At 63.3% G+C, this 24,722-nt stretch carries 25 protein-coding genes; 16 read left to right on the forward strand and 9 right to left on the reverse strand.

Annotated features, from left to right (window positions below; genetic code table 11):
- The first annotated feature begins 250 nt into the window (after positions 1-250).
- From AC0L2D_RS00945 to AC0L2D_RS00965, 5 genes are read left to right on the forward strand one after another with little or no spacing between them, the layout of a single operon-like run.
- Positions 251-532 carry an acyl carrier protein gene (locus AC0L2D_RS00945; RefSeq protein WP_010909964.1) on the forward strand — a complete coding sequence of 94 codons (282 nt, stop codon included), beginning with the start codon at positions 251-253 and terminating at the stop codon, positions 530-532.
- A 56-nt stretch (positions 533-588) separates the two neighbouring features.
- Positions 589-1,779, forward strand: coding sequence for a beta-ketoacyl-ACP synthase (locus tag AC0L2D_RS00950; RefSeq protein ID WP_064993697.1), 1,191 nt, complete (start codon positions 589-591; stop codon positions 1,777-1,779).
- A gap of 43 nt (positions 1,780-1,822) precedes the next feature.
- The gene (locus AC0L2D_RS00955) at positions 1,823-3,100 is read left to right on the forward strand and encodes a beta-ketoacyl-ACP synthase (RefSeq protein WP_473540136.1); all 1,278 of its coding nucleotides are present in this window, start codon (positions 1,823-1,825) and stop codon (positions 3,098-3,100) included.
- A gap of 36 nt (positions 3,101-3,136) precedes the next feature.
- A complete protein-coding gene (locus tag AC0L2D_RS00960; protein WP_013531222.1) occupies positions 3,137-4,165 on the forward strand; it encodes a zinc-binding dehydrogenase in 1,029 nt (342 codons plus the stop codon).
- A 4-nt stretch (positions 4,166-4,169) separates the two neighbouring features.
- Positions 4,170-5,159 (forward strand): lipid A biosynthesis lauroyl acyltransferase, encoded by a 990-nt coding sequence (locus AC0L2D_RS00965; RefSeq protein WP_473540137.1) that lies wholly within the window; start codon positions 4,170-4,172, stop codon positions 5,157-5,159.
- A gap of 60 nt (positions 5,160-5,219) precedes the next feature.
- On the opposite strand, the gene AC0L2D_RS00970 is transcribed toward AC0L2D_RS00965, so the two are convergent.
- Positions 5,220-5,648: a L,D-transpeptidase gene (locus tag AC0L2D_RS00970; RefSeq protein WP_013531220.1), complete on the reverse strand. Its 429-nt coding sequence runs from the start codon at positions 5,646-5,648 to the stop codon at positions 5,220-5,222.
- Positions 5,649-5,652: 4 nt separating this feature from the next.
- Entirely contained in the window at positions 5,653-5,859 is a 207-nt protein-coding gene (locus AC0L2D_RS00975; protein WP_127224121.1) for a hypothetical protein, read from the reverse strand.
- An 8-nt stretch (positions 5,860-5,867) separates the two neighbouring features.
- Between AC0L2D_RS00975 and AC0L2D_RS00980 the strand changes: the two genes are divergently transcribed.
- The 5 genes from AC0L2D_RS00980 (at position 5,868) to AC0L2D_RS01000 (ending at position 12,234) form a co-directional block, all read left to right on the forward strand.
- A complete protein-coding gene (locus tag AC0L2D_RS00980; RefSeq protein WP_063168179.1) occupies positions 5,868-7,148 on the forward strand; it encodes an acetylornithine deacetylase/succinyl-diaminopimelate desuccinylase family protein in 1,281 nt (426 codons plus the stop codon).
- Positions 7,149-7,309: 161 nt separating this feature from the next.
- Positions 7,310-8,788 carry an ABC transporter substrate-binding protein gene (locus AC0L2D_RS00985; RefSeq protein ID WP_224621881.1) on the forward strand — a complete coding sequence of 493 codons (1,479 nt, stop codon included), beginning with the start codon at positions 7,310-7,312 and terminating at the stop codon, positions 8,786-8,788.
- Between the two features lie 13 nt (positions 8,789-8,801).
- Positions 8,802-9,749, forward strand: coding sequence for an ABC transporter permease (locus AC0L2D_RS00990; RefSeq protein WP_027160478.1), 948 nt, complete (start codon positions 8,802-8,804; stop codon positions 9,747-9,749).
- Positions 9,746-10,615 carry an ABC transporter permease gene (locus AC0L2D_RS00995; RefSeq protein ID WP_473540138.1) on the forward strand — a complete coding sequence of 290 codons (870 nt, stop codon included), beginning with the start codon at positions 9,746-9,748 and terminating at the stop codon, positions 10,613-10,615. The genes AC0L2D_RS00990 and AC0L2D_RS00995 overlap by 4 nt, the downstream gene beginning before the upstream one ends.
- Positions 10,612-12,234, forward strand: coding sequence for an ABC transporter ATP-binding protein (locus tag AC0L2D_RS01000; protein WP_473540139.1), 1,623 nt, complete (start codon positions 10,612-10,614; stop codon positions 12,232-12,234). Before AC0L2D_RS00995 ends, AC0L2D_RS01000 begins: the two co-directional genes overlap by 4 nt.
- A 21-nt stretch (positions 12,235-12,255) precedes the next feature.
- Here the strand turns inward: AC0L2D_RS01000 and AC0L2D_RS01005 are convergent, their stop codons facing one another.
- Positions 12,256-12,687: a TerB family tellurite resistance protein gene (locus AC0L2D_RS01005; RefSeq protein ID WP_064993702.1), complete on the reverse strand. Its 432-nt coding sequence runs from the start codon at positions 12,685-12,687 to the stop codon at positions 12,256-12,258.
- 145 nt (positions 12,688-12,832) lie between these two features.
- Here AC0L2D_RS01005 and AC0L2D_RS01010 point away from each other — a divergent pair, with 145 nt between their 5' ends.
- The 4 genes from AC0L2D_RS01010 to AC0L2D_RS01025 all read left to right on the forward strand — a co-directional run bounded on the left by AC0L2D_RS01010 (position 12,833) and on the right by AC0L2D_RS01025 (position 15,264).
- Positions 12,833-13,618: a TSUP family transporter gene (locus AC0L2D_RS01010; RefSeq protein WP_013531213.1), complete on the forward strand. Its 786-nt coding sequence runs from the start codon at positions 12,833-12,835 to the stop codon at positions 13,616-13,618.
- Positions 13,619-13,669: 51 nt separating this feature from the next.
- Positions 13,670-13,840: a hypothetical protein gene (locus AC0L2D_RS01015; protein ID WP_013531212.1), complete on the forward strand. Its 171-nt coding sequence runs from the start codon at positions 13,670-13,672 to the stop codon at positions 13,838-13,840.
- A gap of 101 nt (positions 13,841-13,941) precedes the next feature.
- Positions 13,942-14,772, forward strand: a complete 831-nt coding sequence (locus AC0L2D_RS01020; protein WP_473540140.1) for a helix-turn-helix domain-containing protein — start codon at positions 13,942-13,944, stop codon at positions 14,770-14,772.
- 72 nt (positions 14,773-14,844) lie between these two features.
- Positions 14,845-15,264, forward strand: coding sequence for a VOC family protein (locus tag AC0L2D_RS01025; RefSeq protein ID WP_473540141.1), 420 nt, complete (start codon positions 14,845-14,847; stop codon positions 15,262-15,264).
- A gap of 12 nt (positions 15,265-15,276) precedes the next feature.
- On the opposite strand, the gene AC0L2D_RS01030 is transcribed toward AC0L2D_RS01025, so the two are convergent.
- Positions 15,277-16,749, reverse strand: a complete 1,473-nt coding sequence (locus AC0L2D_RS01030) for a cobyric acid synthase (protein ID WP_473540142.1) — start codon at positions 16,747-16,749, stop codon at positions 15,277-15,279.
- Positions 16,749-17,363 (reverse strand): dimethylsulfonioproprionate lyase family protein, encoded by a 615-nt coding sequence (locus tag AC0L2D_RS01035; RefSeq protein ID WP_127365795.1) that lies wholly within the window; start codon positions 17,361-17,363, stop codon positions 16,749-16,751. Before AC0L2D_RS01035 ends, AC0L2D_RS01030 begins: the two co-directional genes overlap by 1 nt.
- Positions 17,364-17,507: 144 nt before the next feature.
- Between AC0L2D_RS01035 and AC0L2D_RS01040 the strand changes: the two genes are divergently transcribed.
- Positions 17,508-18,674 (forward strand): isobutyryl-CoA dehydrogenase, encoded by a 1,167-nt coding sequence (locus AC0L2D_RS01040; protein ID WP_013531207.1) that lies wholly within the window; start codon positions 17,508-17,510, stop codon positions 18,672-18,674.
- Positions 18,675-18,699: 25 nt separating this feature from the next.
- On the forward strand, positions 18,700-19,584 hold the full coding sequence (gene mmsB, locus AC0L2D_RS01045) for a 3-hydroxyisobutyrate dehydrogenase (RefSeq protein ID WP_473540143.1): 885 nt from the start codon (positions 18,700-18,702) through the stop codon (positions 19,582-19,584).
- Between the two features lie 327 nt (positions 19,585-19,911).
- Here mmsB and AC0L2D_RS01050 read toward each other — a convergent pair whose 3' ends face one another.
- The 4 genes from AC0L2D_RS01050 to AC0L2D_RS01065 form a co-directional block, all read right to left on the reverse strand.
- Positions 19,912-22,347 carry a GcvT family protein gene (locus AC0L2D_RS01050; protein ID WP_473540144.1) on the reverse strand — a complete coding sequence of 812 codons (2,436 nt, stop codon included), beginning with the start codon at positions 22,345-22,347 and terminating at the stop codon, positions 19,912-19,914.
- Positions 22,348-22,540: 193 nt separating this feature from the next.
- On the reverse strand, positions 22,541-22,786 hold the full coding sequence (locus AC0L2D_RS01055) for a cytochrome c oxidase assembly factor Coa1 family protein (RefSeq protein ID WP_275953161.1): 246 nt from the start codon (positions 22,784-22,786) through the stop codon (positions 22,541-22,543).
- Positions 22,787-22,792: 6 nt separating this feature from the next.
- Entirely contained in the window at positions 22,793-23,158 is a 366-nt protein-coding gene (locus AC0L2D_RS01060) for a hypothetical protein (RefSeq protein ID WP_473540145.1), read from the reverse strand.
- Positions 23,159-23,300: 142 nt separating this feature from the next.
- Positions 23,301-24,680 carry an aspartate aminotransferase family protein gene (locus tag AC0L2D_RS01065; RefSeq protein ID WP_473540146.1) on the reverse strand — a complete coding sequence of 460 codons (1,380 nt, stop codon included), beginning with the start codon at positions 24,678-24,680 and terminating at the stop codon, positions 23,301-23,303.
- Between the last annotated feature and the right edge of the window lie 42 nt (positions 24,681-24,722).

Consider the following 24,722-nt stretch of genomic DNA (forward strand, 5'->3'; position numbering starts at 1 on the left):
CCGCTCCTCGCTTTTGTCCTCCCCCCCACATCTCTGATCTTTTATAAAAAACCCCCCCCCCCCGGCCCGCGCCGCGGGCGCCCCCCCCCCCCCGCCCGCGCCCCCCCCCCCCCCCCCCCCTTCTTGCGTTTCGAAGGAACCCTACCCATCTGCGCCCGGCGTATCAGGCCTTTTCCTGCCGGAAAAAACCGATTAGACAGCGCCCAAACAAGATGCGGACAGATTCCGCCCGCAACCGAAGGAAAAGCCCTTGTCCACCACGTTCGACAAAGTCGCCAAGATCATTGCCGACACCAGCGAGATCGATATCGACACCATCACGCCCGAGAGCCACACGATTGACGATCTCGGCATAGACAGCCTCGATTTTCTCGACATCGTCTTTGCCATCGACAAGGAATTCGGCATCAAGGTGCCGCTGGAAAAGTGGACCCAGGAGGTCAATGACGGCAAGGCTTCGACCGACGATTACTTCGTCATGAAGAACCTGTGCGCCAAGATCGACGCGCTGGTCGCCGCCAAGACCGCCTGACGTCAGTTAAGCGCACGATCTTGACGCGCTCTGCCGCCTGACCCACAAAGCCGCACATGAGCAGCCCCCGCGACGTCGTCATATCAGGTATCGGCCTTGTCTCCTCGCTGGGGGAAGGTCCTGACGCCCACTGGCAGAAGCTCGCGCAACCGGGCCCGCGGCCGGTGCTCGAAGCGACGCGCTTTGCACCCTATACTGTCCATCCGCTGCCTGAGATCGACTGGAACCTGCAGATCGCCAAGCGTGGCGATCAGCGCCAGATGGAAACCTGGCAGAGGCTCGGCACCTATGCTGCCGGCCTTGCACTGGACGACGCCGGCATCAAGGGCGATGACGAACTCTGCGCGACCATGGACATGGTTGTGGCGGCGGGCGGCGGCGAGCGCGACGAGGCGGTCGATGCCGCCATTCTCGCCGCTTCGGAAAGCCGCAATGACCGCGATGTACTGCTCAACGAGAAATTGACCACCGAATTGCGCCCGACACTGTTTCTGGCCCAATTGTCCAACCTGCTCGCCGGCAACATCTCCATCGTCCACAAGGTCACCGGTTCGTCCAGAACCTTCATGGGCGAGGAAGGTGCCGGTGTCGCCGCGGTTGAAACGGCCGCCGCACGCATCCGCTCGGGCCAGTCGACGCATATCCTGGTCGGCGGCGCCTTCCAGACCGAACATTCCGATATGCTGCTCGGCTATGAACTCGCCGGCTATCTGCATCGCGGCCCATGGAAGCCGGTTTGGCAAAGACAGGGCACTGAGGGCGGGGGCGTCGTGACCGGCTCCGGCGGCGCCTTCCTGGTGCTGGAGCAGCGCGAACACGCGATGAGCCGCGGCCGCAAGATCTATGCAGAACTTGGACCGGTCGTCTCCGGCCGCGCCCGGCGGCCACGGGGAGAACTCGACGCCGAGATCGCCGCACTGCTCAAGCAGGCTGCATTGCCGAACGGCAAATTGCTGACCCTGTCGGGCGCATCGGGGGCGCATGCGGCGACAACAGCCGAGAAGGCAGCGCTCGATGCCAATCCGGCGATCGCCGCGCGTGGCTTCTCGACGCTGACCGGGCACATGAAGGAAGCACAGTTTCCTTTCGCCGTGGCACTGGCGGCACTCGCTGTCGACCGCAAGGCCGCCTATCCTGTTTTTGATGCCGCAGCCGAGACGCCGTTCGAAGGCGTTCCCCAATCCGTCCTTGCAACGGCGATCGGCTATCACCAATTCGAGGGCATGGCGCTGGTCAATGCCGCGTAACGCGGCTCCACGATCCATGCTGCAACGATAAGAGGGCTCCCGGATGGCCAATCTCAGAGATCACATGGGCAGGCCGATCGTCGCCGTCACCGGCATCGGCGTGGTGACCTCGCTTGGCGTCGGCAAATCAGACAATTGGGCGGCACTGACCTCCGGCAAGTCGGGCATTCACCCGATCACCCGCTTTCCCATCGATCAATTGAACACCCGCATCTCCGGCATGGTCGATTTCCTGCCGTCGAGCTCGAAAGGCGCCAGCCCACTCACCTATGAGCTAGCCGAGCTTGCGGGCTTAGAAGCGGTGAGCGAAGCCGGTCTTGATTCCAGCGATTTCGGCGGACCGCTCTTCCTCGCATCGCCGCCAGTCGAACTCGACTGGGCCGAGCGCTTCTCGCTCTACAATTCTGACAAGGACAAGGATGACACCGCCGCCGAAAGACTGCTTCGGGTCGCGCGTAGCTTGAAAGAGCTGGATATTTTCGAGACCACCCAGTTCGGTTCGATCGCCGGCCGCCTTGCCGATCGCCTTGGCACGCGTGGTCTGCCGATCACGCTGTCGACGGCTTGCGCTTCAGGCGCCACCGCGATTCAGCTCGGTGTCGAGGCGATCCGACGCGGCGAATGCGACCGTGCGCTGTCGATCGGCGCGGACGGTTCCGCGACCGCCGAGGCATTGATCCGTTTCTCATTGCTTTCGGCGCTCTCCACGCACAACGACATCCCCGAAAAGGCGTCGAAACCCTTCTCCAGGGATCGCGACGGCTTCGTGTTGGCCGAGGGATCCGGGGCGCTGGTGTTGGAATCGCTTGAGACGGCATTGGCTCGCGGCGCGACTATTCTCGGCGTCCTGGGCGGTTGCGGCGAGAAGGCCGACGACTTCCACCGCACCCGCTCCAAACCGGACGCTTCACCGGCCATCGCCGCGGTCCGCGCCGCCCTCGTCGATGCCGGACTGGGTGAAGACGAGATCGACTACGTCAATGCCCACGGCACCTCGACGCCCGAAAACGACAAGATGGAGCATCTGGCGCTGTCGACGGTGTTCGGCGAGCGGATCGGCTCTATGCCGGTCTCGTCGAACAAATCGATGATCGGTCACACGCTGTCGGCGGCGGGCGCTGTCGAGGCGGCTTTCTCGCTGATGACGATGCGCGAAAGCGTCATTCCGCCGACCATCAACTATGACAATCCCGACCCCGCGATCGTGCTCGACGTGGTGCCGAACAAGAAGCGCAACGCCGAGGTCAGCACCGTTCTGTCGAGCTCCTTCGGCTTCGGCGGCCAGAACACTTGCCTTGTCATGGCGCGGGAACCGGTCTAAGCGACCTTTTTCAGCCAGACTGAACCGACAGGCCCCATGCGCGCATTGCAACTTATAGAGGACCGCCGTCTTGAGACGGTGGACCTGCCGCCTCCTCCACCGCCGGCACTCGGCGAAGTCACGCTGCGCATCAAGGCAGTAGCGCTGAACCATATCGACGTCTGGGGCTGGCGCGGCATGGCCTTCGCCAAGCGCAAGCTGCCGCTGGTCGTCGGCGCGGAGGCCTCCGGCGAGGTCGAGGCGGTTGGCCCCGGCGTTTCCAGCCTGCTGCCCGGACAATTGGTGTCGATCTATGGCGCGCGCACCTGCGGCCTCTGCCGAGCCTGCCGCGAAGGCCGCGACAACCTCTGCGAACATGTTTCGGGCGTGCACGGTTTCCATCTCGACGGTTTCGCGCAGGAGAAGATCAATCTGCCGGCCCGCCTGCTGGTCCCTGCCCCGCCCGGCGTGACCGACATCGGGGCGGCGGTGGCGCCCGTCACCTTCGGCACCGTCGAGCACATGCTGTTCGACAACGCCAGGCTTCAACCCGGCGAAACCATCCTTATCCATGCCGGCGGATCCGGCATCGGCTCGGCGGCCATCCAGTTGGCCAAGCGGATGGGCTGCACGATCATCACTACGGTCGGCTCCAACGACAAGATCGACAAGGCCAAGGCGCTCGGCGCCGACCATGTCATCAACTACCGCGACGACCGTTTCGAGGGCGTCGTGCGCAAGCTGACCAAGAAGAAGGGCGTCGACGTCGTCTTTGAACATGTCGGCGCCGACACATTCGCCGCCTCGATGCTGTGCCTGAAGCGTGGCGGCCGCCTGGTGACCTGCGGTTCGACCTCCGGCGTGTCGACGCAGATCAATTTGATGCAGCTGTTCCAGCAGCAATTGAAACTGCTTGGCTCCTTTGGCTGCCGCATGGAAAACATGGCCAACGCCATGCAGAAAATGGCGGCGGGACAGGTCGCACCCGTCATCGACACCGAAGTCGGCTTCGACGGTATCGACGCCGCGCTGAAGCGCATGGAAGGCCGCGACGTCTTCGGCAAGATCATCCTGCGCGTCGGCTAGAGCCTTGACCTCTGTATTCAAGAAGTTCCGCCGGGACCTCAAATTTCGTTACGGCAGGCAACTGCGCCAGCTCAATTACTGGCTGGTGGCGCGGGCAGCGATGATGATCATCTCGGTCCTGCGCCTGCTGCCGGCCGACAGTGCGCTGAATTTCGCCGACCGCGTCGCACGCCTGGTCGGCCCCCGGGTGGGACGCCATCAGGTCGCCGTCGACAATCTGCGCAAGGCCTATCCGGAAAAGAGCGAAGCCGAAATCCAAGTGATCGCCTCCGACATGTGGGGCAACATGGCCCGCTTGGCCGCGGAATACATCTTTCTCGACGCCCTCTTCGACTACGACCCCGCGGCCAGCGAGCCCGGCCGCGTCGAGGTCAAGGGAGCTGACCACTTCGTCGAAATAGCCAGCGAAGAGAAGCCGCATATCGTCTTTACCGGCCATCTCGGCAATTTCGAATTGCTGCCGGTGGCGGCCGCGACTTTCGGCATGAACATCACTGCACTGTTTCGCCCGCCTAACAATCCCTATCTCGCCGACTACATCCTCTCGACGCGCCGCTCGACCATGGGCTCGTTGCTGCCATCCATGGCGGGCGCGTCATTCGCCCTGGCCGGGGTTCTGGAGAACGGCGGCAACATCGGCATCCTTGTCGACCAGAAATTCTCCAATGGACTGGAGACGACATTCTTCGGCCGTCCCTGCCAGAGCAATCGCGTGCTGGCCACCCTTGCCCGCCACTACGACTGCGACGTCTATCCGGCGCGCTGCGTCAGGCTGCCGGGCAACCGCTTCCGGCTCGAAATCGAGGACAAGTTAACCTTGCCGCGCACCGCTGACGGCAGCGTCGATGTCCGTGCTACCACCCAGCGTCTCAACGACGTCGTCGAGCGCTGGGTGCGAGAAGATCCCGGCCAGTGGATGTGGTTCCACAAAAGGTGGGAGATCAGCGGCGGGCGTCGAAAGCGACCGCAGGCAAAGGCGGTCCCAAACGCTTAGGCAGAGCTGCTGGCGTGGGGCTAGCCCAGCGCCAGCAGACAACAGCGAACCTGAACCGCCTTAGTTGGTGACGACAATGCGCGTGTTGCCGAAACCCACTTCCCGCACCATCGAATAGAACGTGGCGGCATTGGCCGTGTGCAGCCTCACGCAGCCATGCGACGCCGGGCGGCCGAGCTGCCTGACGGCGCCGGTTCCATGGATGGCATAGCCGCCATGGAAGAACACCGAATAGGGCATCGGCGACATATGGTATTTGCGCGAATACCACATCCTGGCCGTGCGCTGCGGCCGATAGGTGCCGCGCGGCGTGAAATAGCCGGTGCGGGCGGTGGAGACACTCCACCGGTAAACCGACGCGCCATATCTGACGGTCATCGTCTGCGACGACACGTCTATATTTGCAACGAGGCTGGCTGCCCAGCCCTGCCCCGAAGCACCGAACAGCATTGCAACAAACATGGTTGCCATGAGAACTGTCTTTTTCATGCGATCAAACCCCTTTGATTGCCCCTAACCTGCCTGCCTGATTGTTTTTCATCTTTTTAATGGCAGATGCACGGGCTAACACACACACCTTGACCAATTCGCCAATCCAAAGCAGCGAATTTGAACGATTTCCCGCAATAGTTGCCGCAACGACACGCCGCACCGGCTTGATCGCCGGCGGGCTTGCAAAACCGCTGGGATCGCTGCTCAACTCTGCGCATGAACCAGCGACTCCTCCAGGCAATCGATGACAGGCGCGACGACGTCGTCGCGCTGACCGCCGAACTGATCCGTTTTCCGACTATCAATCCACCCGGCGAGGCCTACCGGCCATGCGCCGAATATCTCGGCGCGCGGCTGAAGAAGAGCGGTTTCGAGACCGAGTTCATCCGCGCCGAAGGCACGCCCGGCGACACCGACCGCTACCCGCGCGTCAATGTCGTTGCCCGTTCCGAAGGCAGGTCGCCGGGCGCCTGCGTCCACTTCAACTCGCATATCGACGTGGTCGAAGCCGGCGATGGCTGGACCGTCGATCCCTTTGCCGGCATCGTCAGGGACGGCAGGGTCTATGGCCGCGGCGCCTGCGACATGAAGGGCGGCCTTGCCGCCTCGATCATCGCAGCCGAGGCCTTCCTGGAGGTCTTCCCCGATTTTCCCGGCGCCATCGAAATATCCGGCACCGTCGACGAGGAATCCGGCGGCTTCGGCGGCGTCGCGCATCTGGCCAGGCTCGGCTATTTCTCAAAACCCAGGGTCGACCATGTCATCATTCCCGAGCCGCTGAACAAGGACCGCATCTGCCTCGGCCATCGTGGCGTCTGGTGGGCGGAGATCGAGACCAAGGGGGAGATCGCGCACGGCTCGATGCCGTTTCTCGGCGACAATGCGGTGCGCCACATGGGCGCCGTGCTGCGGGCTTTCGAGGACGAACTGTTTCCCGCGCTCGACCGCAAGATGACGCGCATGCCGGTCGTGCCCGAAGGAGCAAAACGCTCGACCATGAACATCAATTCGATCCATGGCGGCCAGACCGAGGATTTCCGGCCCGGCCTGCCGTCGCCCAACGTGCCCGACTCCTGCCGGATGACCATCGACCGCCGTTTCCTGCTCGAGGAAGATCTCGACACCGTCAAAGGTGAAGTGACCGGCATTCTCGACCGGTTGAAACGCGAGCGGACAAAATTCGACTATGAAATCCGCGACCTGATGGAAGTGCTGCCGCTGATGACCGAGCGCGACGCGCCGGTGGTCAAGGCAGTTGCGCAAGGCATCATGGCGATCTTCGACCGCGAACCCGACTACGTCATTTCGCCCGGCACCTATGACCAGAAGCACATAGCTCGCATCGGCCATATCTATGATTGCATCGCTTATGGGCCTGGCATTCTCGACCTCGCCCACCGGCCGGACGAATGGGTCGGTATATCGGACATGGTGGAATCGGCCAAGGTGATGGCGATAGGGCTCAACGTGCTGCTGCGCGGCACAGCCACGGGATAAGGTGCGCACCGCGACAAGCTTCGACTGCCGATGCGGTCGCCAGGATAAAAACATTCCCGGCCACGCCAAGGGGCAGAACGAAACGCAATTTACTCCGTGGCGAAATCACGCTTCTATCGCTCGGGTTCGAGCACGTGTCTGAACGCATGGGGAGTTGCACGATGAAATTGTGGAAAACCATTCTGGCGGCCGCGGTGCTGTCGCTGGCCGCCGGCACCTCTGCGTTCGCCGCGCGAACCGACCTGGTCATCGGCATTCCGCTCGAACCCCCGCATCTCGATCCGACCGCGGGTGCCGCCGCAGCGATCGACGAGGTTCTCTATGCCAATGTGTTCGAAGGCCTGACGCGCATCGGGCCGAATGGCGAGGTGCTGCCGGATCTAGCCGAAAGCTGGACCATTTCCGATGACGGCAAGGTCTACACCTTCAAGCTGCACACCGGCGTGAAATTCCATGACGGCACCGACTTCGATGCCGCCGACGTAAAATTCTCGCTCGACCGGGCGCGAGCCGACAACTCCGTCAACGCACAAAAGGGCCTGTTCGCCGCCATCGACAAGGTCGACGTCGTCGATCCGGCAACCGTCAAGGTCACGCTGAAGAACCCGCAGGGCTCGTTCCTCTACAATATGGGCTGGGGCGACGCGGTGATCGTGGCGCCGGAATCTGCCGACACCAACAAGGAAAAACCGATCGGCACCGGCCCGTTCAAGTTCCAGAGCTGGGCCAAGGGATCGTCGATCACGCTGGTCAAATCGGACAATTACTGGGGCACGCCGGCGTCGCTCGACAAGGCCGAGTTTCGCATCGTGCCGGATGCCGCGGCCTATGTGCCGGCGCTGCTCTCGGGCGACATCCAGGCTTTCCCGTTCTTCGATGCCGACAGCGTCGCCCAGGTCAAGGACGACCCGCGCTTCAAGGTGGTGATCGGCGCGACCGAGGGTGAGACCATCCTGTCGATCAACAACAAGAAGCCGCCTTTCGACAAGCTGCAGGTGAGGCAGGCGATCTCTTACGCGCTCGACCGCAAGGCCATCATCGACGGCGCCTCGGCCGGCCTCGGCCAGCCGATCGGCTCGCATATGTCGCCGGCCAACAAGGACTATGTCGACCTCACCGGCCGCTACCCGCATGATGTCGCCAAGGCCAAGGAATTGCTGAAAGAGGCAGGCCTCGAGAACGGCTTCAAGGCGACGCTGAAACTGCCGCCGCCCACCTATGCCCGTCTCGGTGGCGAAATCATCGCCTCGCAGCTTCGCGACGTTGGCATCGATCTGGAAATCATTCCGGTCGAATGGGCACAGTGGCTGGACCAGGTGTTCACCAAGAAGGATTACGACCTGACGATCGTCTCCCACACCGAGCCCAACGACATCGATATCTATTCGCGCAAGGATTATTACTTCAACTACGACAACCCGGCCTTCGACAAGGTGATTGCCGATCTCGGCGTCACCTCCGACGAAGCCAAGCGCAAGGAATTGCTGGGGCAAGCGCAGAAGATCCTGGCCGACGATGCGGTGGTCGGCTTCCTCTATGAATTGCCGAAGATCGGCGTCTGGGACGCCAGGCTGCAAGGCCTGTGGGAAAACGCCCCGATCCAGGCCAATGATTTGACCAAGGTGAAGTGGAGCGAGTGATCCCTCACCTTCCATGACCGCCTACCTCCTAAAACGCCTCGCCATCGCCATCGCCACGCTGGTGCTGGCTTCCATGGTGGTGTTCGCCGTCCTGGAGATCCTGCCCGGCGATCCGGCGCGGCTAATGCTGGGCATGAATGCCAGCGCCGACCAGGTCGAGTTGCTGCGCAACCAGATGGGCCTCAACGCGCCGTTAGCTTGGCGCTATCTGCACTGGGCGGGCGGCCTGCTCAGCCTCGATTTCGGCCGCTCCTACACCTATTCGGTGCCGGTCATCGGTCTGGTGCGCGAGCGGCTGGCCGTCTCGCTACCGCTGGCGCTGATTGCGCTTGCGCTCTCCACCCTCATCGCGATTCCCGTCGGCCTGTTTTCCGCCAGCCGGCGTGGACGGGCCGGTGATACGATTTCCATGGGCGCCGCACAGCTTGGCGTCGCCGTGCCCAATTTCTGGTTCGCGCTGATGCTGATCTATGTCTTCGCCGTCTGGCTGCGGCTGGTTCCTGCTGGCGGCTTTCCCGGCTGGAGTGCCGGCGTCTGGCCAGCCTTGAAGTCGCTGCTGCTGCCGGCAGTGGCGCTTGCCTTGCCGCAAGCCGCGATTCTGGCGCGCGTCACCCGCTCGGCGCTGATCGAGGTGCTGAACGAAGACTATATCCGTACCGCCCGCGCCAAGGGTCTGCCCTACCGAGCTGTGCTGTGGCGGCACGCGCTGCGCAACGCCATGATTCCGGTGCTGACCATTCTGGGCCTGCAGTTCGCCTTCCTGCTTGCCGGCACCATCATCATCGAGAATGTTTTCTATCTGCCCGGCCTCGGCAGGCTGGTGTTCCAGGCGATCACCCAGCGCGACCTGATCGTCGTCGAAAGCGTCGTCATGCTGCTGGTCGCCGCCGTCATCGCCGTCAATCTGCTGGTCGACCTTTCCTATGCGGTCGTCGATCCGCGCCTGAGAAGCCGGCAATGACACTGCACATCGACATATCAGAAGAGACGTTCGGCAGCATCCTGGGCAAGGCGTTCGGGAATACCGCCTTCGTTGCCGGTTTCGTCATCACCCTGCTGATCCTGGCAATGGCTGTCGTCTCCTATGCCTGGACGCCCTATGACGTCACGAAACTGGTGATATCGGATAAGACGCAAGCGCCCTCGCTGGCGCACTGGTTCGGCACCGACCATTTCGGCCGCGACATCCTGTCGATGGTCATGGTCGGCGCCCGCAATTCGATTGCCGTGGCGCTGGTCGCGGTCGGCATTGGCATGGGGGTCGGCGTGCCGCTCGGCGCCTTTGCCGCGGCACGCGGCGGCCTCGTCGACGAGGCGCTGATGCGGCTGAACGACCTCGTCTTCGCCTTCCCGGCTTTGCTGTCGGCGATCATGATCACCGCCATCTTCGGGCCGGGCGCCGTCGACGCCATCATCGCCATCGGCATCTTCAACATCCCGGTCTTTGCGCGCGTCGCCCGGGCCGGCGCGCTGGCGATCTGGCCGCGCGAGTTCATTCTCGCCGCACGCGCCGCCGGCAAGAGCAGCACGCAGATCACAATCGAACATGTGCTGCCCAACATCGCCACGCTGCTTCTGGTGCAAGGCACCATCCAGTTCGCTCTGGGCATCCTGGCCGAGGCCGGGCTTTCCTATCTCGGCCTGGGTGCGCAACCGCCAATGCCGAGCTGGGGCCGCATGCTGTTCGACGCGCAGACCCGCATGGTGGTGGCGCCATGGATGGCGATCTTTCCGGGCATGGCGATCGTTGTCGCCGTGCTGGGGCTGAACCTCCTGGGCGACGGCATCGCCGACATCCTCGATCCGAAATCGCGGCGGCAGCGATGAGCCTGCTCGACATCGAGAACCTGTCGCTGACCATCGGCGACACGCAGATCCTCAAGGGTGTGGAGCTTTCCGTCGCGCCTGGTGAGGTGATGGGGCTGGTCGGCGAATCCGGTTCCGGCAAATCGATGACCGCGCTGACGGTGATGCAGCTTCTGCCCCATGCCGCGCGCGCCAGCGGATGTGTCACATTCGACGGCATCGACATCCTGGCAGCAACCGAGGACCAGATGTGTGCGCTGCGCGGCGACGACATCGGCATGGTGTTCCAGGAGCCGATGACCGCGCTCAATCCGGTCAAGACCATCGGCGAACAGGTTGCCGAAGGCATACGCTGGCACACCAGGGCCAGCCGCGCCGAGGCCGAAGACCGGGCGCGAAAAATGCTCGACCGTGTCGGCTTGCCCGAAGCGAAATTCCCGCTGTCGCGCTATCCGCACGAACTGTCGGGCGGCCAGCGCCAGCGCGTCGTCATCGCCATCGCCTGCGCGCTGAAGCCGAAGCTGCTGATCGCCGACGAACCGACGACGGCGCTCGACGTGGTGCTGCAGGCACAAATCCTCGACCTTTTGCGCGACCTCGTCGCGGAGAGCCGCATGGGCCTGCTCCTGATCTCGCATGACCTCGCCGTGGTGACCGAGATGGCTGACCGCATCACCATCCTGCGCCGCGGCGAGGTGATGGAAGCCGGCGACACCGCACGCACGCTATCCGAACAGCTCCACCCCTACACGCGCCAGTTGGCGCAGGCCTCGATGCATGTGCCGGCGCGCGCCAGGCCGCATGGCATCGAGACGGGCCGCCCTTTGCTTCAGGTCGAGGGCGTGACCCGCGACTATCCCGGCCGGCGCACCTGGCTGTTTAAGCGCGCGCCTGGTATCCGCGCCGTCGACGACGTCTCGCTGTCGATGGCGCCGAGTCAGTCAGTGGCACTGGTTGGTCGCTCCGGCTGCGGCAAGTCGACGCTCGCCCGCATGATCCTGGCGCTGGATCGGCCGACATCGGGCTCGATCCGGTTCCGCGGCGGGACCATAACCGGCAAGAGCGAAGCCGAGCTGAAGCCGGCGCGACGCGATATGCAGGTCGTTTTTCAAGATCCCTATGGCTCCTTCGACCCGCGCCAGAAGGTGGAAAAACTGGTTGCCGAACCCCTGCATGTGCTGGAGAAAAAGCCGACGCGCGCCGAGTGCCGCGAGATGGTGGCGCATGCCCTGCACGAAGTCGGCCTCGGCATCAGCGACATGGACAAATACCCCCATGAATTTTCCGGCGGCCAGCGCCAGCGCCTGTCGATCGCCCGCGCCATCATCACCCGCCCCAAGCTGGTCGTTGCCGACGAGCCGGTCTCGGCGCTCGATGTCTCGATCCGCGCCCAGATCCTCGATCTGTTCGCAGAGCTCAACCAGAAGCTCGGCATCGCCTACCTCTTCATCACCCATGACCTGACCGTGGCCCGCGCCATCACGGACGAGGTGCTGGTCATGCATGACGGCAAGATCGTCGAGCGCGGCAAGACGAGCGAAGTGCTCGACCACCCGCAGTCCGAGGCTGCCAAGGCGCTTGTCACCGCCGCCCCTGACTTGCACCGGGCGATCGCGGAGCGGCTGCGGGAGCAAGGCTGATCAGGAGAGAAGGCGGCCCGATCACTCCTGCGTCTTGACCACATCGACCGGATTGATATCGAGCAGGTCGAGCGTGCGGCGCAGCAGGCGGATCTCGCTCTCGGCCAGTTGCGAATCCGCCTTGGCGATCTCCGCCATATGTTTGGCCAATTGCCGGCGCCGCTCGACGTCGAGATCGCGGAACAGTGCAATCGCCTGCGAGCCATTGGTCTCGTAGCCGAACTCGTTGAGATATTCGATGACGCTGTCGATGCTGCTTTCCGGAATGCCGAAGGCATCCTTGCAGATGCGCCGGAAGGCAACCATTTCGCTCTCGCTGACCGACCCGTCGGCCAGGATCATGCGAAACAGCATCAGCAGTTCCGCCGATAGGACCGGATCGTCCGCCACCTTGCGCACGCCGGGGTCGCCGTCGAATATCTGACGTATCTGGTCCAGCAATGCGAATGCCATCAGGAGCCTCTTTCCGGGTTAACTACACAAACAATCCAGGCGCGATGCGCTGGGATAGAGGTAGCGCGGAATCGATCTTGCGCAAACAGGGCGGCCGTGGTCGAACGCCCGATATTTCAGCCAGCCGGACACCCCCATACATCAGATGATCGACCTTAGCATCCAGACCGTCGCCATGCTCGCTTTCGCCGCTTTTGCCGCGGGCTTTGTCGATTCGATCGCCGGCGGCGGCGGGCTGATCACAGTGCCGGCGCTGCTGCTTGCCGGCTTCACGCCGGTCCAGGCGCTCGCCACCAACAAACTGCAAGGCATGTTCGGCTCGGGCTCGGCGACCATCCACTACGCGTCGAAGGGTCATGTCGACCTGCGCCGGCAATTGCCGTCGGCGCTTCTGGCCCTTGTCGGCAGCGCCATCGGCGCCTTGCTGGCGACGATCGTGCCGGGTGACATACTGCGGGCTGCCCTGCCCATCGTGCTGATCGCCATCGCGCTCTACTTCGCGTTCAAGCCCAACATGAACGATGTCGACCGCGCCGAGCGCCTGTCGCCGTTCCTGTTTGGATTGACCCTGGTGCCCGCCATCGGCTTCTACGATGGCCTGTTCGGGCCAGGCGCCGGCTCCTTTTACATGCTGGCCTTCGTGGCACTTGCCGGCTACGGCGTGCTCAAGGCGACGGCGCATACCAAATTGCTCAACTTCGCCTCCAACATCGGCGGCTTCATCGTCTTCGCGGCCTTCGGCGTCGTCTACTGGAAGATCGGTCTGATGATGGGCGTCGCCCAGTTCCTCGGCGCTCGCGTCGGCGCCAGCCTGGCCATGCGCATCGGCGCAAGACTGATCAAGCCGCTGCTGGTGATCGTATGCCTGGCGCTTGCTGTGAAGTTGCTGGCTGACCCGGCGAACCCGCTGCGGGCCTTGATTGGTGTGTGATCCCGCGCCCTGATAGGATGCCGCTGTTCGAATCATGTTGGAGAGGCAGACATGAATCTTAGCGCACCTACCCAGATCGTTTTTATCATCTCCGTTGTTATCGCCATCATCGGCGTTCTCGCCGCGCTTGGCGTTCTCTCATTCATTCCACTCGCATCGGTGTGGATCGTGCTTATTGCTTTCATCGTGCTTGCCGGCGGCTGCTTGATGCGCGGCGCCTGACCATTTCCCTTGAAGTGGGGACGAGGAGCGCCCGGCCAAAAGCCGGGCGCTTTTGATTCCGGCCCTTGGTCTGTTAGATTTGACTGGCGCGAGGATGGCCGATGCCAGTCAAGATGCAACCCCAGCAAGAGCAGAACCGGTCCGTCGCCGGGCGGTTTGAGATGCGCCGGCGCCTGCCCGATCCTCGACTTCAGGGCATTGTGTCGGACATTTGCGGCTATCGCGAAATGGCGCCCGGCCATATGCGCAACGTCGAATATGCGTCGCTCACCGTACCGCTGGTCATCAGCTTCGCCGAACCCTTCGCCATCGGCCTCGGCAAGGCGCCCGGCGACAATGACCGCTTCGCCAGTTTCGCCGCCGGCCTCTTTGCCGGACCGGTGGTGATCGAATCCTTCGGCGGCGCCTGCTGCGTCCAGGTCAACTTCACGCCGCTTGGCGCACGCCGTTTCTTCCGCCTGCCGATGAGCGAACTGACAGACAGCATGGTCGTCCTCGACGGCGTGCTTGGCGCTCAGGGCTTGGCGCTGCGTGAACGGCTGGGCAATGCGCCGGATTGGACGACGCGTTTCGACATGGCCGAAGCCTTCGTCACCGCCCGTCTCGAGAATGCCGCCGAGACGCCACTTGAAATCGCCTGGGCCTATGACCGCATCATCACATCCGGCGGCCGGACCCGCATTGCATCGATCGCCGAAAGGCTGGGCTGGAGCCGCAAACATCTCGCCGGCAGTTTTTCCAACGCCATCGGCATGGGCCCCAAGACACTGTCGCGCATCGTCCGCTTCAACCGCGCGCTCGGCCTGTCGAGGCAGCAGGCCGTCGACTGGGCCGATATCGCAGCCGATTGCGGCTATGCCGACCAGGCGCATCTGGTGCGCGAATTCCGCGACCTCGCCGGCGAGACACCAACCGGAATCTCGGCCAGGTAACATTTCTTCAAGACGCCGGAACGGCCTTTACCCACAGTGGGGCATCGACAAACCCCACTGAAGGAGATCGACATGACCACCACCACCGAAGCGCCCCGCCTCTACCCCGCCTTGCGCTACAGGAACGCGGCAAAGATGATCGACTGGCTGGGCGAAGCCTTCGGCTTCAGCGTCCGGGCCCGCTATGGCGAAGGCGACGTCGTGCACCATGCCGAACTGGTTTTCGGCTCTTCGATGATCATGCTGGGCACCGCGCGCGACGACGACTACGGCAAGATGGTCGGCGAACCTGGCTCAGGCGGCGGCAAGTCGATCTACATCGCCGTCGATGATGCCGATGCCGCCTATGCCAAGGCCAGGAAGGCAGGCGCCACGATCATCCAGGAATTGATCAACCGCGACTATGGCAGCCGCGAGTTCATCTGCCGCGACCCGGAAGGCAACGTCTGGTCCTTCGGCACCTACTGGCCGAAGGCAGGCGACAAGGGCTGAGCCAACCGCGAATTACCGCGCCAGTGCAAAGATCGCGTCGCAGTCGAGATGGGTCTCCAGCTCGGCTGCGACCTCGTCCAGCGCCCGCTCGACCTCGGCTCGGTAATCGATGCCGCCGCCCTTGATGCCGAGGCTTTCGAGGAATCTTCCGCGAAAGCCGTCGGCGCCAAACAGACCGTGCATATAGGTGCCGATCACCTTGCCATCGGCCGACACTGCCCCGTCATCGATGCCATTGATGACTGCAGACGGCCTCAGCGTATCCGGCCCGGTGGTGCGGCCGAGATGGATTTCATAGCCTTCGAGCGGCAGGTCGAACGGCACCGAACGGGCGCTGACGTTGCGCACCGTCTTTTCCGGCTCCATCACCGTTTCGATGTCGAGCAGGCCGAGCCCTTCGGCTTCGGTGACGCTGCCTTCGATGCCGTCGGGATCGCGCACCATACGGCCGAGCATCTGGAAGCCGCCGCAGATACCGACGACATGGCCGCCGCGCTTGCGATGCGCAAGAAGGTCGCGATCCCAACCGTTCTCGCGGAATTTCAAGAGATCGCCGATTGTCGACTTCGAGCCTGGAATGACCACCAGACCGGCATCGGCGGGCAGCGGCTTTCCCGGCGGCACGAACACCACCTCGACCTGCGGCTCAGCCTTGAGCGGGTCGAGATCGTCGAAATTGGCGATGCGGCCAAGCATCGGCACCGCCACCTTCAACGCGCGCGCTTCGCCGGACGCCAGCCGCTCCAGCACCACCGAATCTTCCGAAGGCAAGCGTGCCGCCGCCTTCAGCCACGGAACGACACCGAAACAGCGCCAGCCCGTGAATGTCTCGATCGACTTCAGGCCGTCGTCAAACAGCGAAACGTCGCCGCGGAACTTGTTGATGAGATAGCCGGCGATCATGCGCCGGTCCTCCTCCGGCAGGATCAGATGCGTGCCGGCTACCGAAGCGATGACGCCGCCGCGGTCGATGTCGCCGACCAGCACCACGGGCACATCGGCGCGCGTGGCAAAGCCCATATTGGCGATGTCGCGGCTGCGCAGGTTGATCTCGGCCGGCGAGCCGGCGCCCTCGACGATGACAAGATCGGCGCCCTCGCCGACCTTGCCCCAGGAGTCCAGAACGGCGTCCATCAGCCGGCCCTTCATCGCCTGGTAGTCGCGCGCCCGCGCTTCCCCGAACATTTTGCCCTGCACGATGACCTGCGCGCCGACATCGGTCTGCGGCTTCAGCAGCACCGGGTTCATGTGGACCGATGGTGCGACACCGCAAGCGATCGCCTGGAGCCATTGCGCGCGGCCGATCTCGCCGCCGCCGGCTTTATCCCCGGGGATGTCGGCGACGGCGGCATTGTTCGACATGTTCTGCGGCTTGAACGGCCGCACCTTCAACCCACGCTTTTTTGCCGCGCGGCAGAGGCCGGCGACCAGCACGGTCTTGCCCACGTCGGAACCCGTGCCTTGCAGCATGATCGCTTTGGCCATCAGTCCCTGCCCTGCGCCACGGTTCCGGTGATGTCGGATTTCTGCGCCAGCGGCCCGCCGCGCCAGATGTACAGCGCCAGCAATGGCTCCTTGCCGGTGCGCATGGCGTGATTGACGTTGGACGCGTGATGGACGACCTCGCCGGCCGTACGCATGCAAAAGCCGCTCTCGCCCATGCGCCATTCGGTGCCGCCGGTCAGCGGAATGTAGATTTCCTCGGCGACGTGATGGTGGTCGGGATAGACGATATCTGGTCCAAGGATCAGCAGGCCGGCGGCGGCCGCGTCATTGGCAAAGTGGCCACGTGTGCCGAACACTTCCAGCCAGCCGTAATTCTCGATGAACTCTTTCCCGAAGTCCGCCTCGCCATAAGTCTGCCCCCAGCGGAAATCATTCCGACGTTCGGCAAGCAGTTGCACCAGCGGCTTGGCATCCGGAGGCGCCAGTTCGGCGGCGCGATCGAGATGGCGCAGGCAGGCAAGCGGACGCGGCTCCAGCGTGCGAGCCGGCATGTCCCAGCCGATCCGGGCCACGGCATCGCGCATCAGGACGTGATCCACGGTCGCTAGGTATGCGTGGAACCGGCCCAGCAGTTCATCGAATTTTGTCGTCACATCTTGCTCCGGACATGCATTGATGCACAGCCGCTCCGCAGGGGATCGGGTTGCGCGGCGGCATCATTGGTCTAGATTGGTGCGCGCGCAAAGCCAAAAACAACAGGCCAGCGAGCTAGCTGGCCAGCACACAGGGAGCACGCCATGGACGCCGCGGTCGATGCGAGCACCAGCCAGTTCGAACTCAACGAGGAGCAGCGCGCCATCCAGGAGATGGCGCAGGCCTTCGCTGCCGACCGTGTCGCGCCGAATGCGCTCGATTGGGACCGCAACAAGCATTTCCCGGCCGACGTGATCCGCGAGACCGGCCCGCTCGGGCTCGGCGGCATCTATATCAGGGACGATGTCGGTGGCTCGGCACTTGGCCGGCTCGACGCCGTGCTGATCTTCGAGGCGCTGTCGCACGCCGATCCGGCCTTTTCGTCCTTCATCTCGATCCACAACATGGTGGCCTCGATGATCGACCGTTTCGGCAATGACGAACAGCGCCAGCGCTTCCTGCCGAAGCTCACTTCGATGGAATGGCTGGCCAGCTACTGCCTGACCGAGCCAGGCTCCGGCTCCGATGCCGCGGCGCTCAAGACCCGTGCGGTGAAAAGCGGCGGCGACTATGTGCTCAACGGCACCAAACAGTTCATCTCCGGCGCCGGCGACAGCGATGTCTATGCCGTCATGGTGCGCACCGGCGCGGACGGGCCGAAAGGCATTTCCACCATCGTCGTGCCCAGAGATGCGCCGGGCCTCTCCTTTGGGGCAAACGAGCACAAGATGGGCTGGCACATGCAGTCGACCCGCCAGGTCATCTTCGAGGATTGCAAGGTGCCGGCGGAGAACCTTCTGTCCGACGAAGGCGCTGGCTTCGGCATCGCCATGGCCGGGCTCGACGGCGGCCGGCTGAACATCGCCGCCTGTTCGCTGGGCGGCGCGCAGTCGGCGCTCGACAAGGCGCTGTCCTACACCGCCGAGCGCAAGGCTTTCGGCTCGAAGATCAATCAATTCCAGGCGCTGCAATTCAGGCTGGCCGACATGGAGACCGAGCTGCAGGCGGCGCGTATCTTCCTTTATGCCGCCGCCTCGAAGCTCGACCGCAAGGCGCCGGATGCCGGCAAATGGTCGGCGATGGCCAAGCGCTTCGTCACCGACACCGGCTTCAATGTCGCCAATGACGCACTGCAGCTGCTCGGCGGCTACGGCTACCTGCACGACTACGGCATCGAGAAACTGGTGCGGGACCTGCGCGTGCACCAGATCCTCGAAGGCACCAACGAGATCATGCGCGTCATCATCGCTCGCGCGCTGATTGGCCGTTGAAGTCAGCAACTCTGGGAGACAGACAATGACGACGATCGCCTTCATCGGCCTCGGCAATATGGGCAATCCAATGGCCGCCAATCTGGTCAAGGCCGGGCATGCGGTGAACGGTTTCGACCTCGTTCCGGAAAACCTCACCGTCGCCAAGGAACATGGCGTGACGATTATGGCGAATGCCTTGGCCGCGGTGAAGGATGCCGACGTGGTGATCACCATGCTGCCTGCAGGCAAGCATGTCCTCTCCGTCTACGAAGACATCGCGCCCAAGGCCAGGCAAGGCGCACTCTTTATCGATTCCTCGACCATCGACGTCGAGTCAGCCCGCAAAGCCCATGCCGTCGCCAGGAAGCACGGGCTGTCGTCGATCGATGCACCGGTCTCGGGCGGCACCGGGGGTGCCGCAGCCGGCACGCTGACCTTCATGACGGGAGGCTCCGATGATGCCTTCGCTGCCGCCGAGCCGATCCTGAAGCCGATGGCCGGCCGCATCGTCCATTGCGGCGGCGACGGCGCCGGCCAGGCAGCAAAGATCTGCAACAACATGATCCTCGGCATTTCGATGATCGGTGTCGCCGAAGCCTTCGTTCTGGCCGAAAAACTCGGCCTGTCGCATCAGGCGCTGTTCGACGTCGCCTCGACCTCCTCCGGCCAGTGCTGGTCCTTGACCACCTACTGCCCGGTGCCCGGCCCGGTGCCGACTTCGCCCGCAAACAAGGACTACAACCCAGGATTTGCAGCCGCCTTGATGCTGAAAGACCTGAAATTGTCCCAGGAAGCCGCGCAAGGTGCGGGTGCTGTAACGCCGCTTGGTGCCGAAGCGGCTCAGCTTTATGCCTTGTTCAACGCCCAGGGACATGGCGGCGTCGATTTCTCCGGCATAATTAATTTTCTCAGGGGTAGCCCGGCGTAACCCGCGAATTTGGCGGATTTTTCCGGTTTCCTTCGGTGGAAAAAATGAAAATTTAGATTTGCTTAAGCTCTCGATAACTCCGCGGTAACGATGTCCCTATAAAACGGACTGTGAGGCGGACATCTCATCCGTCCGGCGCTCCGGATCAGGTCTCGCGTACCGGAGCCCGTAAGTTTCGACAAGTGCCATAAGTTTCGCAAAGTGTTTGCGTAGCGAAGCGCCATGCGTATCTGGCAAAACCGCGTTCCCGATGGAGCGCGGTTTTTGCGTTTTACCCTGCAGCACGGTTGAGACATCGATGAACCGGAAACTGTACTCCGGGATACCTCACATGCGCCCGCGGGCGCCTTCCGGATCATAGGGCGAGTCGGCGATCACCTTTGCCGCGCGGCGCTCGCCGAGGATCGAAACCTCGAGCTCGGTACCGGGCGACACAAGTTCCAGGGGCAGCAGCGCAAGTGCTATGTCGTGACCAAAAGTGTAGGAATAGCCCGCCGAGGTGATGTGGCCGACGAGCTCGCCTTCGCGGTAAACGCCCTCGAAGGCGAATGCGCTCGCACCATCCGTGTCGATCGACAGTGTGGCGATCCGGCGTGTAACCTGCTGCTGTTTCGCGACCAGTGCCGCCCGGCCGATGAAGTCCCTGTTGTCGAGGCTGATGAAGCGCTCGAGGCCGCTTTCCCAGGCGGACAATTCGGGGTTCATATCGCGGTACATGGCCCGGTAGGATTTATCGAGACGAAGCGATTCCAGCGCTTGAAGTCCGACCAGCCTCAGCCCGTGTGCCTCTCCCGATGCCAGAAGCGCATCCAGCAAATGCCGCTGGTAGCAGAGTGGATGATAGAGTTCCCATCCCAGCTCACCCGAATAGTTGACACGCAGCAGCCGTACGTCGCTGGCCATGCCGACGGTGCCGGACTGTACGCTGAACCATGGGAAGGCCTCGTTGGAGAGGTCGATCTCCGTCAGCGGCTGCAGTATGTCGCGCGCCTTCGGCCCAACCACCGTGAAGCTGCCGCGATCCTCCGTGACGTTGCGCAGATGCACGCTGCCGTCCTCCGGCAACAGCCGACCGAGATCGTCAAGGTTCCAGCGCTCGGCGCGCGGCGTCGATATGAGATAGAACAGGTCGCTCTGCAGCCGCGCCACCACATACTCGGCCTGCACGCCGCCAGCCGGCGTCAGGTGATGGGCAAGAGCGACACGACCGGGACGCGGCAGTCTGTTGGCCAGGATTCCGTTGAGCCAGCCCTCGGCGCCCGGCCCGCCGACCTCGAACTTGGTCATTGGTGTCATCTCGACCAGACCGGCGGCCTGGCGGACAGCCTGGACCTCTGCGGCGACGTGGTTCCCCTTGGGGGTCCAGCGCCAGCTGTAGACATTGCGCGCCTCGACACCCGCGGGCGCAAACCAGCTCGGCATTTCCCAGCCGTTCAACACGTCCCATACCGCGCCAAGCTGACTTAGGCGGTCATAGGACGGGGCCGTTTTCTGCGGTCGCGCCGCCGGCATGTCCTGGCCCGGATAGTGCTGTACGGCGTGGGTGCCCCAGGCTTCCCGGACCTTGGCCCGGGTCCAGTTCTTGTTGGCATATCGGCCGAATCTGCGGGGATCCAGCTCCGCCGTGTCGATGCTGTTGCCACCCTCCACGATCCGTTCGGAGAGGTAGTAGCCAATCGCACCACCCCAAAGGATGCCCCCCGGCACCCCTTCGGCGAGCCAGACATTCTCCAGGCCCCACGCCTGCCCCATCAGCGGCAGTTCATCGGCCGTCATCTGGAAAGGTCCTCGCACATTGCGCTTGATGCCGGCGCGCCCGAGCGCGGGAACCAGTTCGGTGGCGCGCTCCCAGTTCCAGGAAACGGCATCGAAATCTTCATCGAGCAGATCGGCGCCGAACCATTCCGGGACGCCGTTTTCGGCGAACAGCTTGAGCTGCTCGGTGCGCTCATAGGGACCGAACATCAGCCCGTCTCCCTCTTCGCGCAGATAGCCCTCGTAACCCTCGTCCCTGAGGATCGGCATCTCCGGAAGACCAAGCCGTTTGCGTTCCACGATTTCGGGAACCGCCTCGGTGATCCAATACTGGTGCAGGATCGGAATCGCGGGAATGTCCAGGCCCAGCATGGCGCCTGTCTGGCGTGCGTAATTGCCTGTTGCAAGGATGACATGTTCACAGACGATCTCGCCGCGTGAGGTTTTGACCCTCCACTCGCCGCTCGGCATCCGCTCGAAACCCACCACCTCGGTATCAAGATGGATCTTCGCGCCGAGGTCGCGTGCACCCTTGGCCATGGCCTGGGTGACATCGGCGGGTGCAATGTGGCCGTCATCGGGATGGTAGAGGGCACCCAGCATGGTGTTGTTGTCGAGCAGCGGCCAGATCTCTCGCGCCTCCGCGGGCGATACGATCCGGGCCCGCACTCCCTGGACCTCGGCAACGTCCATGTAGCTTCTGTACTCGTCCAGCCTGTCGCGCGTGTTGGCAATGCGCAGTTGCCCGCATTTGTGCCAGCCGACGTTCTGGCCCGTCTCCGCCTCCAGGCCTTCATAGATCGCGATCGATCTGGCGATCATGCGGCCGACATTGCGGCTGCGCGCGTAAGAGGGGATGAGCCCCGCGGCATGCCATGTCGAGCCGACCGTAAGCTGTGTTCGCTCCAGCAATGCCACATCGGTCCAGCCGCGCTTTGCCAGGCCGTAGAGAATGCCGGCGCCCACACAGCCGCCACCGACCACGACCGCACGGAAGGAGCTCACCATATGTGCATGCCCTTGTCTGAAATTGCCACCGGTCCACATGAACGCATGCGCATACTGTCAGACAGCATCCGGCTTTTCAGCATATTTCCTTGTCTGGAACGCTGCAGTGGTCACCCGACTGTTGGGCCACGAAGCCGGCCGAACTGTCAGCTGTCGCGCCCGCGTTCAGGCCGCTTTTTTGCGTTTTGCCCAGCTATATTCCGATTGCAGCATTCGGGATCGGGACATGATCTTCGTTGATCAGCACGATCGGCGCATCGGCTCCCTCGACCCTGACGACCAGCAGGCGCAGGCTCCACGTGCCGGCTGTCCGGACAGCCGTCGAATAGGCCGTGCCCTTGCCCCTGGCGCCGTGGACCGGAATGCCGAACTGGGCCTCACCAGCCCCATTCGCATTGACGTTGAGATGGCCGCCGACCCAGAAACTGTCGGTTTGCAACCCCGGTCAGGTCTTGTTGGACAGCCGGCGAAAATTCGCTTTCACGGCACGGCTTGCCGGCTTCAGCGCGGCGCTGATCGAGCGCTCCGCCGCAACCCCGTTGAACAGCGACGGCGTGCGGCCGGAAAAGACTTCCGGCCAGAACCGCGATGCCGATTGCAGGAAAGACATTTGTGCCGCAAACGCGCCTTCGGCCATAGCGGCGGTCTTCTCGTTGACCGCACGCGCCGTCTCCGTACTCCATGGCTGGCGGCTCCCGCCATCCATGGCCATCAACGGCAGCCGCATCATCGCCACCAGCGGCGCCAGCATCAGGTCGCCGCCGATGCTGGCCGCTTCTCGCGTCCGTCGGCTCTTGCCGGTTTTTCTCATGGAAACAAACCCCTTGTGGCGGCCGAATCAGCCGCTGCCCCACACACTACGCGCTTGTGATGGGATTCGTTCCCTCGCCGCTTCGGCATGGTCTCAAGGCTGGGCGCGCCCGCCGAAGAGCGCCCAGCCGAGGGGTCGAGTTCTACCGCTTGCGAAGATCGGCTTGCGCCAGATCCAGCGCCTTCGAGATGCGGTCGCAGGCCATATCGATCGTATCGCGGGTCCAGATCAGCGGCGGCGACAGGATCATCGTGTCGCCGGTGGCGCGGAGCATCATGCCATTCGTGATGGCGTGATCCCGCACGGTCACCGCCGCACTTCCAGCCGGCAGGAACCGCTCCTTGGTCGCCTTGTCCTTGACGATCTCGATCGCGCCCATCAGTCCGATCGAACGGACCTCGCCGACCAGATCATGTCCGGCAATGCGCTCCTGCAACGCCTTGGCGAAGTAAGGGCCGGTGTCGTTCCGGACGCGGTCGACCAGCCCTTCGCGCTCGATGATCTCGAGGTTCTTCAGCGCCACGGCGCAGGCCACCGGGTGCCCGGAATAGGTGTAGCCATGGTTGAACTCGCCGCCCTTCTCGACCAGCGTCGAGGCGATGCGGTCGCCAACCAGCAATGCCGACAGCGGCTGATAGCCCGAGGTCAGCGCCTTGGCCGTGGTGATCGTGTCTGGCTCGATGCCGAGTGTCTGTGCGGCAAACCATTCGCCGGTGCGTCCATAACCGGTGATGACTTCGTCCAGCATCAGCAGGACATCGTATTTACGGCAGATGCGCTGCACTTCCGGCCAATAGCTCGCCGGCGGTATCTTCACGCCGCCGGCTCCCATGATCGGCTCGCCGATAAACGCGGCAACCTTGTCGGCGCCGGCGCCGAGGATCGCCTCCTCGACAGCCCCGGCCGCGCGCAGACCGAAATCATGATCGCTCTCGCCAGGCAGCGCCAGCTCATAGGCATAGGGCATCATCACATGGACGATGTTGGGCACCGCACCGTTGAGCTGCTTGTGCATACCATCCATGCCGCCGAGCGAGGTGCCGGCAACGGTCGAGCCGTGATAGGCCATCTTGCGCGAGATGATGCGGTTCTTCTCCGGCTTGCCCTCCAGCACCCAATAGTGGCGCACGAGGCGCAGCGCGGTGTCGTTGGCTTCCGACCCGGAAGAGCCGTAGAATACCTGGTTGACGTGCTTCGGCGCGATCTCCGCCAGCTTCTTGGACAGCAGCACTGGCGTCGGCGTCGAGCATTTGAAGAAGGAGTTGTAGTAAGGCAGTTCCTTCATCTGGGCATAGGCGGCCTCGGCCAGCTCGTCACGGCCATAGCCGATGTTGACGCACCACAGCCCGGCCATGCCGTCGAGGATTTCAGCCCCCTCGGAATCGTAGATGAAAGGGCCGTTGGCATGGGTGATGATGCGCGACCCGGCCCCGCGCATTTCCTTGTGGTCGGTGAACGGATGCAGATGATGCGCGGCGTCGATCTGCTGAAGCTGCTTCAGCGAATAATTCTGATAGGTCATGTCTGATCTTTCCTCTGGATTCTATCCGGCCAAGCCGGGGCG

It is taken from the genome of Mesorhizobium sp. WSM4833 (assembly GCF_055811095.1).